Below are 15924 nucleotides of genomic sequence, written 5' to 3'. Positions count from 1 at the left end.
CCGGCCTGTCCACCGAGGGGGCCCATGAGCAAGCGACGCCCGAGCCAGCGCAGTCAAAACGCGATGAAGCAACGAGCCGGGGCCGCCCTGCCCTCGGGTGCCGCCGCCGGAACCAACGACGTCCTGCTCACGGTGCCGGGCGTGACGCGAGACGCACCGCGCGCCCCCGCGTGGGTCACCTATCTCGAGAAGCGGCTCGCGACGGTCATCGCGCTGCTGGCGGCGGGCCTCGCGCTGACCAACCTGCCGCAGGTCCACAACATCGTGCTCCAGTTGCCGGGCATGGCGTCACTGCGGGCGGGCGGCTCCGCGCTGATGGCCGTGACGTTCTGGGCGTATGTCGTGCTGCTCGGCGCCTTCTTCTTCCTGAGCGCGATGTGGGTCTTCGTTCCGCGCGAGGGCTTTCCCCGGTGGATGGAGCACCGGAACCTCGTCAGCCGGGCGACGCTCGCGCTGTGTCGGAGGCTGGTGGCGTGGGCCCGCTTCCCCCTGGCGTTCCCCGCCCCGGAGCGCCGGACGCCGCGAGCCCTGCTGTACGGCGGCTTTGTCGTGGCGGGCCTCGCGCTGGGACTCGTGGGCTTTCTAGGGCTGCTGCCGGCGCCGTGGAAGGCGCGTGACTCGGGGCCGGGCCTCGTGGCCGCGCTCACGGTGGCGGTGGGCCTGCTCGGGCTGCTCGGCCCGAGGATCCTCGCTTGGAGGCCCTCGCTTCGCGTCCTGGCGGAGGTCGTCACGCGGGGACTGGTGATGTCGCTGGGCTCGTACTTCCTGGCGGAGCTGCTCTGGGGCTTCTTCATCCCGACGATTCCCGAGGCCAGCTTCCGGCTCTACACCATCTGGGCCATCTACCATCTGCTCTTCGTGATTCTGTGCGCGGCGCGCGCGCTCGACCTGGTGGAGAACGTGGTCCAACGCGCCGTGCTCGCCCTCGCGCTGTTGGGCTCCGGAGTCGTCGTCGTGGGGCTGCTGGACCGGCAGGAATCCCTCCAGCCCCTGCCCCTGGCCGAAGGCAAGTCCATGAGTGAGGACGCCCTCTTCACCCGGTGGGTCGACACGGCGAATCGAAGACTCGACTTGATGTGCGACGGCCCCGTCGTCTTCGTCTCCGCCGCGGGAGGCGGCTCGCGAGCGGCCATCTTCGCCATGCTCACGCTGGAGAGCCTGAGCCGGATGCAGGTGAAGGCCCCCGACGCCACCACGGAGCGCTGCCGCGCGCAGTCCCTGGCCGACCATGTCCTCTTCATCAGCAGCGTCTCCGGTGGCAGCGTCGCCAGCGCGCACTTCTCCCACCGACTGGCCGCGGGCACCCTGGGGGCGACCGTTCCCGCGGACGTTCCGCTCAAGCACGCGCCTCGCGAGGAGCTCGCCTCCCACCTGATGAACGGGGCGTGTGGCCTGAAGGCGGAGCGCCTGTGGCCGCTGAGCAGCGACACCCTGGATGACATGTTCGTGGACTTCAACGCGCCCCTGCTGCGCGGCGTGGTGATGCCGGGGGTGAGCCGTGGCGGAGGGCTCGCGTCCTTCTGGTCGGACTACCTGGGCTGGCCCGCGAGCCTCCCCGACGACGGCAGCGTCCCCCTGCTCTTCATCAACACGGCCAGCGCTCGGACCGGAGGCCGCATCGTCACGGGCAAGCCGCCCCTGCCCGGCCGGCTGGTGAGTGACGGCACCCAGCCGGAGGCCCAGGCGCGATCCACGAGCGAGTTGACGACGACGGGAGACATCGCGCTCGCCGACGCGGTCCGCGCCTCCGCGAACTTCCCCTTCGTCGTCGACCTTCCGGAGGTCGTTGACGCCCAGGAGCACCGCGAGCCGCTCATCGACGGCGGCGTCTTCGACAACACCGGGCTGGACACCTTCGTCCTGCTGCTGCGGGGGCTCACCGACCCGGAGCGCTGGAAGACGAACCCCGCCGCGCGGGCCGCCATCGACCAGCTCTTCACGCAGCTCACGGACCGCGGCGTCCTCTTCGTGGAGATCGACTCGGGCGCGAAGCCGCCGTCGCTGGACGAGCGCGAGGCCTCCGTGGATGCCATCGGCACCCCACTGTCCGCCCTCTCGCGCGCCAGCCATGCCTTCGCGCGCGACATGGCCGACTACCAGAAGGCGGAGATAGGTCGCCTCCTCGCGAGCAAGCAGGTCCCCATGATGCAGACCCGCTACAACTACGGGGACGTGCGGCTGTCGGAGGACGCGAGCAAGGCACAGCGCGAGTGCGTGGAGGAGAACCAGGACGAGGTGATGACAGCCTGGGCCCTGGGGCCCAAGGACAAGGGGCGCCTGCTGGGCCAGTTCCTCTGGCAGGAAGAGAGCGCGAGCAACCTCATCGCCAGCCACATCAAGAACCTCCGGGGCGCGGCCCAGACGCAGCGCACCGTCGCGTTCGGGGCCATCCAGGACCCCGTCGCCATCCACGCCCATCCGTTGATGGAGAAGCTGAAGGACCCGCTCGCGAGGAAGCTCGCCGCGGAGATCACCCGACAGCTCGTCGAGGACCAGGTCTCCCTGCAGCGACAAGGCACCGCTCGCCTCTACAATCCCGACGCCCCGGCCGTGCAGGTCTTCTCCCAGGTCGACGCGAGCGCACCGGACCTCGCCACCAGCCTGGGGGATGGCCGCAAGGACGCGTGGGTCTACCTGGGCCAGTACCTGCCCGGCTCCAACACGTGGCGCACCTGCTTCTACTGCAAGCCCTCCCAGACGGAGTGGTCCTTGTCGCCGCAGCAGTTCGTGGGCAGCACGCTGGAGAGCACCGTCCCCTCGCTCCTGAGGGACGAGCCCGCGACGGGAGAGCCGGCGGCGTACGGCAAGCCCCTGGGCGCCCTCGGCGTCGGGCAGCACGTCACCGTCAAGGAGGTCCAGGACTGGGGCAACCTGGGCTTCATCTGGGCGAAGGTGAGCATCAACCCCAAGGACTCCGCGCGGATCAAGCGCTGAAGGGACACTTCAGGCTGGGACGCCGCCCGGGGGCACGCGCCGCGAGGACTCCGTGTCTCGCTGTCGCTTCACCCAGAACTTGTAGGGCGTCAGCGCGAGCAGGCGGATGACGATGTAGGCCCCCACCACGCCCGCGACCTCCAGGGCCCGGTAGTTCGGATAGCTCTGGATGATGATGGTCATCGCCAGCACCGGGTGCGCGAAGGCCGTGGCCAGGGCCACCGCCTTGCGGTCCTCCAGCCGGGGTCCCCCGGCCCAGTGTCCGAGCACGATGGAGATGGAGACGAGCACCACCAGCGCGAGGATGGCGAGCCACGCGATGTGGATGAGCCGGGGTCCGACGATGAAGAGCAGGACCACGGCCACGCAGAGCAACAGCACGCTGAACACCCGGCTGCACCACGGAGCCAGGGCCTTGGCCACGTTCGGAGCGTAGTACCGCACGGCGATGCCCACCGCGAGCGGCGGGAGGATCTTCACCGCCAGCAGGCGGAACACCAGCTCCGGGTTCGCCTTGAACTCGACGCCGAGCAGGCGGTCCACGCCCAGGACCCACGCGGGCACCGAGATGAGCGCGAACACGCTGAGCAGGAGCAGCAGGTTGATGGACGTTGAGGGATTCGCGCCCAGGGCCTTCGCCTGATTCACCTGCAGCGGCGCGCCTGGACAGACCGCCATCAACAGGATGGCGCTGGCCACCACCGTCGGAAGTCGGAAGACCTCCACCACCGCCAGGGCGACAAGGGGCACGACCAGCAGCACCACCAGCAGGGAGCGCACGTAGAGCGCGGGGCGCTCCAGGACGTGTCGAATCTCTCCGGGACGGCGCGCCAGTCCCTCGGTGAACATGAAGAGGGTCACGATGTTGCCCAGCACGAATGCGACCACGGACCTGAGCATGCTCGCCTCCTCTGCGGGCGGCGCGTGACTGGGCCCCCGCACAGGTATCTCCACCCCTGCCCCGTCGAGGGAGTCCAGGGCACCCGGGCACCCGGGCGCCTGCCCCGGCCCGCGACCGCTCAGCTCACGCTCTGACGGAGCTGGTGCACCACCGCGAGGAACTGGCGATCGAAAATCAGCAGGATGATGAGCGGCGCCGTCGCCGCCACGGCCACCGAGAGGAGCGAGCGCTGGTCCCACGGGAACAGCTTCATCCTCCGGGCGACCATGAAGGACGTGCCCAGGTCCGCCAGGGAGGAGAAGTCCGGTGAGCCCAGAGGGTCTGCGTCCGGCGCCCGACGGAACCACTTATCCTCGAACCGTCGCGAGTGGTGCGCGGCGACCGCCGAGAACCACGGGTCTCCCTGCCGCTTGGCGTGCACCAGTTGCCAGGAGAAGAACCCCAGGGGCGCGAACACTGCGATGCACGCGAGGACGGCGTAGAGGACCTGCGGCATGATGTATTCCAGCGGAGTCTGGGTGATGGCCGAGGCATTCGTCCGGAACGAATACGCCGCGACAGGGACCGCCACCGCGAAGACCACCGGCGCGAAGCTGCCCTGGCAGATGGAGAGGAACCCCAGCCCGCCCGACTGGTCCGGGTGGGTGGGAACCAGCCGGAGCGGGAGCCGTGAGACCCTCAAGAGGAAGACGCCCCATACGATGGCGCGCCACGCCCACCGGAACGCGAGAAAGCGCACCAGGGGCTGGCTCACGCACTGGTACCACCCTCCCGGGAGGGAAAGCCTGGGCGTGGGGTCCGACACGAAGAACCACTCCCGCGCCGGGTCCGGCGGGGACACGATCGCGAGCGCGATGACGATGCCCAGCAGCATCAGCTCGATGCTGCGAGCGTCGCGCCAGCGTGTCAGGCTCCGGGCACAGGCCTCGAACGACTCACGGCTCCGGTCCTCCACCAGGTTGGCGCGGAGGAACTGACGCGCCGCCACACAGACGCGGCCATCGATGTATGGCTCGGCCGCGACGATGACGGGCAGCGACAGCAGGAGCTCCGCATGCACCTGGAGCTCGGAGAACAGCAGGCGGGTGCTCTCCGGCCCCTGGAGCAGCGCGAGCAGCATCAGGGGCACCCACGTCACCAACGTGACGGAGACCGCGGCCCAAACGGCGTTGAACCCCGGCGGCCTGATGATGCGCAGGCCGCGCTCCAGTTCGAAGAACGGCCCACCCCTCACCAGGGAGAAGTCGGGAAGTGTGTGGGAGTCGGCCATGATGAATGGGGCCGGAGGCTCAATCCCCGGTCCTCAGTACTCCTCGAACATCCGCTGCACCTTGGTCGGGTCCTTCGTCTCCAGCAGGGCCAGCTGCAGCAGCACGCGCGACTTCGCCGGGTTCAGCTCTCCGGAGGCCACGAAGCCCTTCTGGTCGTCGTTGATTTCATTGTTGCGGAGGACGAGTCCGCTGGGCAGCCGCGTGCTGCGCACCACCACCAGGCCCCTCTTCACGTGCTTGGCCAGCGTGTCGAGCGCCGGCTGGGTCATGTTCCCATCCCCCACGCCCGCGATGACCAGCCCCTTGGCTCCATTCTTCACGGCGGAGTCGATGAGGTCCGGGCTCATGTTGGCGTGGGCGTAGAGGATGTCGACGCGGGGGAGCGTGTCCTTGCCGGTGACGGAGAACTCGGAGTCGACGGTGTGCTTCTTGTCCATCCTCTCGAACCAGTGGACGTCACCGGTGTTGACGACCCCCGCGGGGCCCCGGTTCGGGCTGCGGAAGGTCTCCACGTTGGTGGTGTTCGTCTTGGTGACGTTGCGGGCGGTGTGGATTTCGTCGTTGATGACAATCAGCACCCCGCGCCCCTTCGCCTCCGGGGACGCGGCCACCGCCACCGCGTTGTAGAGGTTGCCCGGCCCGTCCGCGCTGATGGCCGTGGCCGGACGCATGGAGCCCACGAGCACCACGGGCTTGTCGCTCTTGACGACCAGGTCCAGGAAGTACGCCGTCTCCTCCAGCGTGTCGGTGCCGTGCGTGACGACGACGGCGTCCACGTCCGGCGAAGCGAGCAGCTCGTTGGTGCGCTTCGCGAGCTTCAGCCACACCGAGTCGTTCATGTCCTGGCTGCCGATGTTCGCCACCTGCTCACCCGTCAGCTTCGCCACCTTGTCCAGGTTGGGGACGGCCTTGATGAGGTCCTCGACCTTGAAGGCTCCGGACTTGTAGCCATACCCCTGCGGATTGGCCTGCGCCCCGGCGATGGTGCCGCCGGTGGCGAGGATGCGCACGGACGCCAGTTCCTTGGGGGCCTTCCCTGGCGTCGCCTGGGCACCGCTCGAGCCCGACGTGCCCTGCGACTCGCTGGAGTTCGTCGGCGGCCGCCCCTCCTGCGCGGCGATTCCCGCGCCTGTCAGCAGCAAGCCCAGCGCGGCCAGCAGCCCTCGCACCGTGTTCTTGGAACCGTTCATGGTGGACCTCGATTGGGGGTTGGCGTCACGGAAGCTCAGGAGTCCAGGCGGGTGCCCTTCCACTCCTGGATGGCGCGGATGACGATGTCCTTGAGGCTCTGGCCAATGCGCGGATAGTCGTCGTCATCCAGGTTCGCGAGCGACACGCGCGCCGACCACTCCGGCCCCTCGAAGCCGCTGCCGTTGAGCAGCACCACGCCATGCTGGCGCGCCAGGGCGAGCACGATGTCGAGCGGATCGTGCCGCGACTCCGCGTACTCGACGAAGGCCTGCCCCACGTGCTTGCGCGCCCACACGTCCAGGTCGAGCGTCTGGTAGTACGACGTGCGCAGCGGATCGTCGGGCAGGTCGATGTCCAGCCCCTGATACAGCGCCGCGAGCCTGTCCCGGCAGATCTTCCGACAGCGCTTCTTGTACGTGTCGTCCTTGTCCAGCAAGGCGAACAGCGAGAAGAGCGACATCTGGAGCTGCTGCGGCAGGGACAGTCCCGCGGTGTGGTTCAGCGCGACGGCACGACTGTCGGCCACCATCCGGTCGATGAACTTCAGGCGCTCCGGTTCCAGCAAGATGGAGCCATACCGCTCGTTGAGCATCTCCCGCTGGGCCTCGGGCAGCCGGGCGATCATCGCGTCGACGATGTTGTCCTCGTGGAGCGCGACGACACCCAGGCGCCACCCCGTGCAGCCGAAGTGCTTGGAGTAGGAGTAGACCAGGAGCGTGTTGTGCGGCAGCTCCGCCGCCAGGGAGCGGAAGCCCTCGACGAAGGTGCCGTACACGTCGTCGGTGAGGATCAGCAGGTCGGGCCGCTTCTTCCGGACCAGGTCCACGAGCAGGTCCATCGACTCACGCCGCATGGCCGTCGCACCGGGGTTGCCCGGATGCACGACGAAGAACGCCTTGATGCGCGGATCCTCCAGCTTGCGCAGCTCCGAATCCGGGTACTGCCACGCGTGGCGGCCTTCCTCCGTCATCGCGCTCTGGCGGATGTCCACCGTGCGCAGGCCGAACTCCTCCAGGCGCGGAATCTCCAGGTAGGGCGTGAAGATGGGCGTGCCCAGGGCAATGGTGTCGCCCTTCTGGAGCAGGCCGTTCACCATCAGCGACCGGAAGATGTACGTCATGGCCGCGGTGCCACCCTCGACGGCGAACAGGTCGAACCGCCCCGGCGGCGGACGGCTGTCACACATCTCCTTGGCCAGGTAGGCCCGCACGATGCGCTCGCAGTGGACGAGCATCCGGTCCGGCACCGGATAGTTGTCGCCGATGGCCGCGTCGGTCAGCTCCCAGACGAACTTGTCCGCATCGAAGCCCAGCGTGGAGACGCCGTAGTCGAGCGCGTCGCGCAAGAGACGGATGCCCGCGCTGTCCTCGCTCTCGTCGAGGAACTTGCGCAGCCGCGCGGCGATGCCCGGGGACTTCGGCATGCCGGCGAGCCCCACGTCCGGCTCGTTCCACGTGCGGCGGGACTCGCGCAGCGCGAACTGTCCCATCAGGAAGAACGCCTCGCGGGGCGTGGTGGCAATCCAGTTGGGGTTGCCGCGGCCCGCGTTGAGCATCACCGCCGCTCGCGTCTTCGCGGATTCATCCGCCAGCTCGATAAGCGTGTCCTTCAGCTCGAACGGACTGAGCTTGCGGAGCTCTTGCGTGTCGGGGGCATCCGCGTCCCGTGGGGCGCCCGTCTGCGTCTCGGTCGTCGTCTCCGTGCTCATATCCGTCTCGCTCCTGCGACGCCCCACCGGCTTGGGTGCTGTCGGTTCGGGTCGAACCACGTTGGCGAGAGGACTTTGTCCACGCGTGTACAGGCCGCCAATCCACGCGAGGACTCGCGCCGGGCGCTCGCAGGTCCGGGTGCTCGACCGCGGCGGCACGTCGCGAGCCCCGCCCTGGAGGGCCGGCTTGTCGTCCGGAACGGCGCCACCCAGCTTGCCCCATGGGGACCGGACACGTTCCCTCCTGGCGGGGTTCCAAGGAGCGAGGCGACGAATGAGCGGCACGGAGGTCGTTGGTGATGCCACGCCCCTGGAGGCGCGCGTCTCGCGCGCCGGCAACGAGGTCGTCACGGATGCGGCGCCCGGAGACGCACCGTTCCCGGGCATGGCGTGGATCCCCGGTGGCACGTACTGGATGGGCTCGGACCACCACTATCCGGAGGAGCGGCCCGCGCATCAGGTGACGGTGAGCGGCTTCTGGATGGACCGCCACACGGTGACGAACGCCGACTTCGCGCGCTTCGTGGAGGCAACGGGTTACCTCACCGTGGCCGAGCGTCCGCTGAATCCGGACGACTTCCCGGGCGCGGCCCCGGAGCTGCTCGTGCCCGGCTCGCTCGTGTTTCGCAAGGCGGCCCAACGCGTGGACCTGAAGGACCTGTCCCAGTGGTGGGCCTATACCCCCGGCGCCTGCTGGAAGCAGCCGGAGGGACACGGCAGCACCTGGAAGGGCCTCGAGTCGCATCCCGTGCTCCACGTCGCCTACGAGGACGCGGAGGCCTATGCCGCCTGGGTCGGAAAGGCCCTGCCCAGCGAAGCGGAGTGGGAGCGCGCGGCCCGCGCGGGACTGGACCGCAAGGTCTACGTCTGGGGCGACGAGTTCTCCCCTGGAGGCCAGCACATGGCCAACATCTGGCAGGGAGAGTTCCCCTGGCAAAACCTGAACACCGATGGTTTCGAGGGGACCTCGCCAGTGGGGACCTTCCCACCCAACGGGTACGGCCTGTTCGACATGGCGGGCAACGTCTGGGAGTGGACCACGGACTGGTTCCAGGAGCGGCACCAGGGCAACGGGGGCAAGGCGTGCTGCATCCCCGTCAATCCACGGGGCCCTCCGTCGAGCGGCAAGAGCCTGGACCCCTGCACGCCACAGGTGAAGATTCCGCGCCGCGTCCTCAAGGGCGGAAGCCACCTGTGCGCGTCCAACTACTGCTTGCGCTACCGACCCGCCGCACGTTCTCCGCAAGCCGTGGACAGTGGAACCACACACATCGGATTCCGATGTCTCGTCCGTGTTCCAGAAAAGTGACGCATCCTCCGAAACCACGAGCCGTTGGATGGAACCGCGGCAAACACGCCAGTTTCCGCCGGTTTGGGCACCCCCTGGTCGCGAACATGAAAGCCCTGCTAGTTTGCGCTCCCACTACAGACCTGTGTTATCAGCAGGCCCTGTTTCGCTCGCCAACTGCTGAAACAGTGAATCAGCCCAGGGGTATTACGAGTGAAGAGCGACGCGACACGGACACTGTTGGTGACTCGGTCCGACCTGCGCTGCATCGTGGAGGAGCTGGGCGCGGACGCGCTGATGGACGAGCTCATCCGTGCACTGACCGAAGCGCTGCGCACGTTTGACGGCGAGCTCACGGAAGTGCGCAAGCGTGACGGTTTCCTGTTGGATCACCCGCGTCAACCAGGCTGCCTGGAGTGGATGCCGGTGATGCAGCGGGGCAGCGCGGTGACGGTGAAGATGGTGAGCTACAGCCCGTTCAACCCCGAGGCTCACGGGCTGCCGACCATCATCGCGACCAACAGCCTCTACGACGTGAACACCGGCCATCTGATTGCATTGATGGACGGCGTCTTCGCCACGGCGCTGCGCACGGGCGCGGCCTCCGCGGTGGCCACGCGCGCGCTGGCCTCGCCGGACAGCCGCGTCATCGGCCTGGTTGGCTGCGGGGCCCAGGCTGTCACGCAGCTGCACGCCATCCGACGCGTGTTCCCCATCAACGAGGTGCTGGCCTTCGACACGAATCCGGAGGCGCAGCAGTCGCTCGCGCGCCGCACGGCGTTCCTGGGGCTGGACGTGAAGGTCGTGACGCTGGCGGAGCTGGAGGAGCGCTCGGACATCATCTGCACCGCGACCTCCGTCGCCGTGGGAGGCGGGCCGGTCATCTCCGGCAAGGCGCTCAAGCCGCACGTCCACATCAACGCCGTGGGCTCGGACCTGCCCGGCAAGACGGAGCTGCCGAAGGAGCTGCTCGAGAGCAGCCTGGTGTGCCCGGACTTCCTCGTGCAGTGCCTGGTGGAGGGCGAGTGCCAGCAGATTCGCCCCGAGCAGGTGGGCCCGGACCTCACCACCCTGGTGAAGAACCCGGACGTGTACGAGTCGTGGCGGCAGCGCTCCACCGTGTTCGACTCCACGGGCTACGCGCTGGAGGACCAGGTCGTCACCGCGCTGATGCTGCGGCACGCGGAGCGGCTGGGGCTGGGCACGTCCGTGGGCCTGGAGACGGTCGGCGGCGACGCGTTGGACCCCTACGCCCTGCTGCGCGAGCCGGACGCCGCGCCGGTGCGCGACCTCCGCCGCGCCACGGGGAGCTGAGCCTCAGACCTCCAGGACGATCTTCCCGAAGCTCGCGTTGGACTCCATGTGGCGGTGAGCCTCCGCCACGCGCGCCAGCGGGAAGGTGGAGTCGATGATGGGGCGGACCCTGCCGGCGACCAACTCCGGCAGCCACCGCGCCTGGAAGCGCCGCGTGACGGCCGCCTTGGCCTCGAGCGGCAACGGGCGCAGGGCCATGCCCTTGATTTGAAGCCGGCGCAGCACCACCTGCTTCAGGTCCACGTCTCCGCGCATCCCATCCATCAGCCCCACCAGCAGCAGGCATCCGCCCAGGCGCAGCGAAGCGAGGTTGCGCTCCAGCGCCGCGCCGCCAACGAAGTCCTCCACCAGGTCCACGCCGCGCCCGTCCGTCCACCGCGCGAGCACCGGCGCGAAGTCCTCCTGGGTGCGCACCACGCCCGCGTCGGCGCCGAGTTCGAGACACCGGCGCTTCTTCTCCTCGCTGCCCACGGTGACGAATACGCGTGCGCCCACCGCGCGCGCCACCTGGATGCAGGCGGTGCCAATCCCGCTGCCCCCCGCGTGGACGAGCACGGACTGGCCCGGGCCCAGACCGCCCAGCTCCAGCAGGGACTCATGCGCGGTGCAGTACGCCTCTGGCGTGGCCGCGGCTTCGACGAAGGACCAGCCCTCCGGCATGAGGACCGCCATGCCCTCTTCCATCAGGCACGCCTCCGCATAGCCGCCGCCGTCCACCAGCCCGAAGACCCGCTGGCCGGGCGCGAAGGAACGAACTGCCACTCCCACGGCCTCCACGACACCGGAGACCTCCACCCCGAGCAACGGACTGGTGACATCCGGAGGCAGCGCGTAGCCCCCGGCGCGCTGCGTGGTGTCCGTCCGGTTGAGGGCGGAGGCGCGCACCCTGACGAGGAGCTGGTGAGGGCCCGGAACCGGGCGAGGAAGTTCCGCCAGATGAAGCTGCTCCGGACCGCCTGGACGCCGCACCACCACCGCCGTCATCACTTCAGTAGTTCGCATCCACGTCCACGCCATGGCGCCGCAAGGGCACGAGGAAGGAGCGCTCGAAGGTCATCACGACGGTGCCGTCCGCCTTGAGGCCCTTCGTCTCCACGGTGACGACTCCCTGTTTCGCGCGAGAGCGGGACCTTCGCTTCGCCAGCACCCGGCTCTCCGCGTAGAGGGTGTCCCCCACGAAGACGGGGGCCGTCAACCGGATGCGATCCCACCCGAGGTTCGCCACGCCCTTGGCACTGGTGCTGTTGAGACTCATCCCCCCGACGATGGCCAGGGTGACGAGGCTGGAGATGAGCGGCTGCTTCCACTCCGTCTTGCTGGCGTAGACGGCGTCGATGTGGAGCGGGTGCGTGTTCAGGCTCAGCAGGGACTGCCACATGTTGTCCACGTCGGTGATGGTTCTACCCGGACGGTGCTCGAAGACATCCCCCACCTCGAAGTCCTCGTAGAAGAGGCCGTGGGTCTCCCGGTAGCGCTGCTTGCCCACCTTCTTGTGGGCAGCCACCAATTTCTTCATGAGTCTCCACTCCTGGAACCCGCCCGGAGTTGGACGGGTGCCAGAGCCTCCTCGAGCTGGACGCTGGCCAGCACGCGCCGAGCCACCGTCACCAGCGGAGGACCAATCATGCTCCCTCCGACGACGTGGATGCCGCCTTTTCCATCCCCCGCCTGCGCCAGCACGCGACGCGCGTGGGCCACCATCTGCGCGGTGGGCCGCAGCGCCGCGTGGACGACGCCCACCTGGTCCGGGTGGATGACGATCTTCCCGGTGAAGCCCAGCGCGCAGACCCGGCGCGTCTCGTCCTCCAGCTCCGCCAGGTCCTCCAGGTCGAAGAACGGCGAGTCGATGGCATTCACCCCGGCGATGGCCGCCGCCATGGCGATGCGTGAGCGCGCGTAGAGCAGCGGCTCCCAGGCCAGGGGCACCCCCAGCTGCGCGGACAGGTCCGCGGCGCCGAAGATGAGGCCCCGCAACCGGGGGGTGGCCATGGCGATGGCGTCCACCGCTTCCACGCCGCGCGCCGTTTCGATAATGGCCAGCAGCGCCAGCTCCGGGAAGCGATCCCCCAGCAGCGCCTCCACCTGGTGGAGCTCCGACGGGGACTCCACCTTCGGCAGCAGCAAGGCGTCCAGCCGGGCGTTGGAGTCCAGGAGGGCGAGCACGTCGCGAAGACCCGCCTCGGTGCGAAGGCTGTTGATGCGCAGGCACAGGGGGCCGCGGGGCCTCGACGAGGACAGATAGGAGATGGCCAGTCGACGCGCCTCGGACTTGAGGGTCTCCGGGACACCGTCCTCCAGGTCCAGCAATCCCAGGTCCGCCCCCACCTCCACCGCTTTGTCGAAGCGCATGGGGTCGATGGCGGGCGTCACCAGGAAGGACCTGCACTGCAATGGCATGGTCATGATGCGCTTGGCTCCATCGCTCAGGACTCAGGCGAGGACAGCTCCACCACGGCATCGCAGAGCCGCTGGAGGTCCTCGGGGGAGATGTTGGAGCGCAGCATGATGCGCAGCCCCGCCCGTCCCTTCGGGACGATGGGGAAGAACACCGCGGACGCGTAGAACCCCCGCTCCATCAACTTCCGCGAGCGCTCCACCGCGGCCGTCTCGGGTCCCACGTCGATGATCTTGATGGGGAAGTCCTCGCCGGCGGTTCGCGTGGGAACGCGCTCGTCGAAGTAGCGCACGTTGGCGCGCAGGGTCTGCTGACGCGCGGCCAGCTCCGGCCCGCCATGGATGCGCGCGGAGGCCAGGCTCGCGCCGATGGCTGGAATCGCCAGGCTCTGCGACCAGCCGAGCGGTCCCGCGAAGCGGCCCACGAGGTCCGCGTGCTGCCCCGGGCCGAGCATGATGGCGCCACCCGCGGTGCCAAAGCCCTTGCCCAGCGAGCCGATGATGATGGTGCGCGGGTTGACCTCCCCGCCCATCATCGCGCGCACGTAGCCCTCTCCCGCGCCGCCGTAGATGGAAAGCGAGTGGGAGTCATCGAAGTAGAGGAACAGCCCGTACTTGTCCTGGAGGGCGAACAGGTCCTTCACGATGGCCACGCCGCCCATCGAGTAGAACCCGTCCGCGACGTAGGCGACGCGCGCGTGCTTGCGGCAGAGGTCCTCGAGGAAGTCCAGGTCGTTGTGTGGCGCGGTGATGACGTGCGTCTCATCGGCGCAGATGGGCTTGATGAGGTTCATCGAGAAGTGCGCGGACTTGTCGAAGACGAGGATGGGCTTCTGGCCATCCGGCAGCAGGTGCCCGGAGGCGATGAGGGGCAACAGGCCCGCGCTCGCGGAGCTGGCGGAGTTGGTGACGACCGTCTTGGCGCGCCAGAGCGCGGTCAGCTCCTCCTCCAGCGCATCCAGGTCCGCCAGCCGCACGCGCAGGCGGGAGATGGACATGGTCATCGTCCGCTCTCGCTGGAGGACCTCGATGGCGCCCTGGAGCACGTCCGGGTGCGAGTCGAGTCCCAGGTAGGAGCACGAGCAGGTGTTGAAGAACTCACGTCCATCCGGCAGCGACAGCGAGCCGTGCCCGGTGTTGTGCACGGACAAGTCCAACAACCCCGCCTCCTTGGCGGCGGTGAAGGAGGGATTGCCGTGGCCAATCATCGACTCCGTGTTGCGATAGCGATTCTTGAGTTCCATGACGGCTCACTCCTGCACTTCGAATCCGGGGACGACCGCATCGATTCCTACCGCCAGGTCCGGCGACGCCAGCACGCGCTCGAGGAGCACGACGAAGGCGTCGCGGAGACGTCGCGGAGTGTCCGGCTCGAAGAGGTCGGTGTTGAACTCCAGCAGGCCGGAGAAGCCATCCCCCCGCTCCTGCAAGGACAAGGTCAGCTCATAGATGGACGCGCCCCGGTCCGCGGGCATGGGGACCAGGGTCAGCTCCGGGAGCACCAGCGCTTCCATGGGCGTGTTCTGGAGGACGAACATCACCTGGAAGAGCGGCGCTCGATCCGGCTGTCGCTGGGGGACGAGGGCATCCACCACCTGGTCGACCGGCACCTCCTGGTGCGCGTAGGCGCCCAACGTGACATCGCGAACCCGTGACAGGAGCTGTCGGAAGCTCGGGTTGCCCCGCAGGTCCACGTGCAGCGCCACGGTGTTGACGAAGAGGCCGATGAGCGACTCCAGCTCCGGGAGCGCCCGGTTGGCGATGGGCGAGCCGATGACGATTTCTTCCTGGCGCGCCCGGTGGCAGAGCAAGGTGCCGAAGAGCGACAGCAGCGCCATGAACGGCGTCACCCGCTCCTTCTGGCAGAGCAGGTTGAGGGCATCACTGCGCGCGCGCCCGAGCGCGACGGAGATCGACGTGCCGTTGAACGTGCGCGTGGTCGGACGGGGCTTGTCGACGGGGAGGTTCAGCAGTTTCGGGGCTTTCGCCAGCGCCCCACGCCAGTAGCCCAGCCGAGCCTCCAGCTCCGCGCCGGAGAGCCAGCGACGCTGCCAGGCCGCGTAGTCCGGGTACTGGATGTGGAGCGGCGGAAGCGAGGGCGTCTCCCCGCGCGCGAAGGCCGAGTACAGGTGCACCACCTCGCGGGTGATGATGCTCTCCGACCAGCCATCCGAGAGGATGTGGTGCTTGCTGAAGATGAACAGGTGTTCGTCGTCCGCGAGGCGTATCAGCGAGCCGCGCACGAGCGGCCCCCGGGTGAGGTCGAAGGGCCGGCGAGCATCCTCCGCGATGCGCCTGAGCAGCTCCGTCTCCGCGTCCTCCCGGCCCCGGAAGTCCTCCATCGGGAGGTCGATTCGCATCGACGCGGCGACCTTCTGCACGGGCCTGCCGTCCTCCTCGGTGAAGGTGGTGCGCAGCGACGCGTGGCGATCCACCAGCCCCTGGACCGCGGCCCGGAGCGCCTCCACCTGCAGCGCGCCCTTGAACCGGTAGGCCGCGGGCTGGTTGTAGGCCGTGGACGTGGGGTTCGCCTTGAACAACCGCCACAGTCGCTCCTGCGAATAGGACAGCGGCGGGAGTGAACCGCGAGAGGCACGAACCAGCGGAGGCAGCACACTCAAGGGCTCGCGCGGCGTGGACTCGATGCGCCGGGCCAGCGCCGCGACGGAGGGCGCCTCGAACAACGTCTTGAGGTGGACCTCCGCCTTGAGTTGATTCCGGAGGCGGAACACCAACTGGGTCGCCAGCAGGGAGTGGCCGCCCATGCTGAAGAAGCTGTCGGTGACGCTGACGCGCGGCAGCTTCAGCACCGCCGCGAAGGCCTCCGCCAGTTGCACCTCCAGCGCGTCTCTCGGTGCCACGAAGGGCGCCGCGCCCCGCAGACTCTCCACGTCTGGCGCGGGCAGCTTGCTTCTCGCCAGCT

The 15924-nt window shown here is 68.7% G+C and carries 12 protein-coding genes; 3 read left to right on the top strand and 9 right to left on the bottom strand.

Annotation, left to right across the window (positions count from 1 at the left end; all coding sequences use genetic code 11):
- The first annotated feature begins 24 nt into the window (after positions 1-24).
- The gene (locus HUA74_RS17745; protein ID WP_174455436.1) at positions 25-2934 is read left to right on the top strand and encodes a patatin-like phospholipase family protein; all 2910 of its coding nucleotides are present in this window, start codon (positions 25-27) and stop codon (positions 2932-2934) included.
- A 9-nt stretch (positions 2935-2943) separates the two neighbouring features.
- On the opposite strand, the gene HUA74_RS17740 is transcribed toward HUA74_RS17745, so the two are convergent.
- From HUA74_RS17740 to aspD, 4 genes are all read right to left on the bottom strand, one after another.
- Entirely contained in the window at positions 2944-3834 is an 891-nt protein-coding gene (locus HUA74_RS17740) for a bile acid:sodium symporter (protein WP_174455435.1), read from the bottom strand.
- A gap of 119 nt (positions 3835-3953) precedes the next feature.
- Positions 3954-5105: a hypothetical protein gene (locus HUA74_RS17735; RefSeq protein ID WP_174455434.1), complete on the bottom strand. Its 1152-nt coding sequence runs from the start codon at positions 5103-5105 to the stop codon at positions 3954-3956.
- A 33-nt stretch (positions 5106-5138) separates the two neighbouring features.
- On the bottom strand, positions 5139-6296 hold the full coding sequence (locus HUA74_RS17730; RefSeq protein ID WP_174455433.1) for a type II asparaginase: 1158 nt from the start codon (positions 6294-6296) through the stop codon (positions 5139-5141).
- Positions 6297-6331: 35 nt separating this feature from the next.
- Positions 6332-8005, bottom strand: coding sequence for an aspartate 4-decarboxylase (aspD, locus tag HUA74_RS17725; RefSeq protein WP_174455432.1), 1674 nt, complete (start codon positions 8003-8005; stop codon positions 6332-6334).
- 274 nt (positions 8006-8279) lie between these two features.
- On the opposite strand from aspD, the gene HUA74_RS17720 reads away from it, so the two are divergent.
- Together HUA74_RS17720 and HUA74_RS17715 are read left to right on the top strand one after the other, a co-directional pair.
- Positions 8280-9314 carry a formylglycine-generating enzyme family protein gene (locus HUA74_RS17720; RefSeq protein ID WP_174455431.1) on the top strand — a complete coding sequence of 345 codons (1035 nt, stop codon included), beginning with the start codon at positions 8280-8282 and terminating at the stop codon, positions 9312-9314.
- 222 nt (positions 9315-9536) lie between these two features.
- A complete protein-coding gene (locus tag HUA74_RS17715; protein WP_371817253.1) occupies positions 9537-10607 on the top strand; it encodes an ornithine cyclodeaminase family protein in 1071 nt (356 codons plus the stop codon).
- A 3-nt stretch (positions 10608-10610) separates the two neighbouring features.
- On the opposite strand, the gene HUA74_RS17710 is transcribed toward HUA74_RS17715, so the two are convergent.
- The 5 genes from HUA74_RS17710 to HUA74_RS17690 form a co-directional block, all read right to left on the bottom strand.
- Positions 10611-11609, bottom strand: a complete 999-nt coding sequence (locus HUA74_RS17710; RefSeq protein WP_174455429.1) for an NAD(P)H-quinone oxidoreductase — start codon at positions 11607-11609, stop codon at positions 10611-10613.
- Complete coding sequence (locus tag HUA74_RS17705) at positions 11596-12123, bottom strand: MaoC/PaaZ C-terminal domain-containing protein (RefSeq protein WP_141642298.1); 528 nt, start codon at positions 12121-12123, stop codon at positions 11596-11598. Before HUA74_RS17705 ends, HUA74_RS17710 begins: the two co-directional genes overlap by 14 nt.
- A complete protein-coding gene (locus HUA74_RS17700; protein ID WP_174455428.1) occupies positions 12120-13010 on the bottom strand; it encodes an aldolase/citrate lyase family protein in 891 nt (296 codons plus the stop codon). The genes HUA74_RS17705 and HUA74_RS17700 overlap by 4 nt, the downstream gene beginning before the upstream one ends.
- 20 nt (positions 13011-13030) lie before the next feature.
- Positions 13031-14245, bottom strand: a complete 1215-nt coding sequence (locus HUA74_RS17695) for an aminotransferase class I/II-fold pyridoxal phosphate-dependent enzyme (protein WP_174455427.1) — start codon at positions 14243-14245, stop codon at positions 13031-13033.
- Between the two features lie 6 nt (positions 14246-14251).
- On the bottom strand, positions 14252-15924 hold a 1673-nt coding region (locus tag HUA74_RS17690), incomplete at its 5' end, for a condensation domain-containing protein (RefSeq protein ID WP_254625107.1).

Origin of the sequence: Myxococcus sp. CA051A (assembly GCF_013336705.1) — a bacterium.
In the GTDB taxonomy this organism is placed as follows: domain Bacteria; phylum Myxococcota; class Myxococcia; order Myxococcales; family Myxococcaceae; genus Myxococcus; species Myxococcus llanfairpwllgwyngyllgogerychwyrndrobwllllantysiliogogogochensis.
The sequence above is the reverse complement of the archived record's forward strand: the minus strand, read 5'-3'. Positions and strand labels throughout refer to the sequence as shown.

Coding starts and splice junctions, on each gene's coding strand:
- HUA74_RS17740 (WP_174455435.1), bottom strand. CDS start 3,834: ATGCTCAGGTCCGTGGTCGCATTCGTGCTGGGCAACATCGTGACCCTC.
- HUA74_RS17700 (WP_174455428.1), bottom strand. CDS start 13,010: ATGACCATGCCATTGCAGTGCAGGTCCTTCCTGGTGACGCCCGCCATC.
- HUA74_RS17710 (WP_174455429.1), bottom strand. CDS start 11,609: ATGCGAACTACTGAAGTGATGACGGCGGTGGTGGTGCGGCGTCCAGGC.
- HUA74_RS17730 (WP_174455433.1), bottom strand. CDS start 6,296: ATGAACGGTTCCAAGAACACGGTGCGAGGGCTGCTGGCCGCGCTGGGC.
- HUA74_RS17695 (WP_174455427.1), bottom strand. CDS start 14,245: ATGGAACTCAAGAATCGCTATCGCAACACGGAGTCGATGATTGGCCAC.
- HUA74_RS17745 (WP_174455436.1), top strand. CDS start 25: ATGAGCAAGCGACGCCCGAGCCAGCGCAGTCAAAACGCGATGAAGCAA.
- HUA74_RS17720 (WP_174455431.1), top strand. CDS start 8,280: ATGAGCGGCACGGAGGTCGTTGGTGATGCCACGCCCCTGGAGGCGCGC.
- HUA74_RS17735 (WP_174455434.1), bottom strand. CDS start 5,105: ATGGCCGACTCCCACACACTTCCCGACTTCTCCCTGGTGAGGGGTGGG.
- HUA74_RS17705 (WP_141642298.1), bottom strand. CDS start 12,123: ATGAAGAAATTGGTGGCTGCCCACAAGAAGGTGGGCAAGCAGCGCTAC.
- aspD (WP_174455432.1), bottom strand. CDS start 8,005: ATGAGCACGGAGACGACGACCGAGACGCAGACGGGCGCCCCACGGGAC.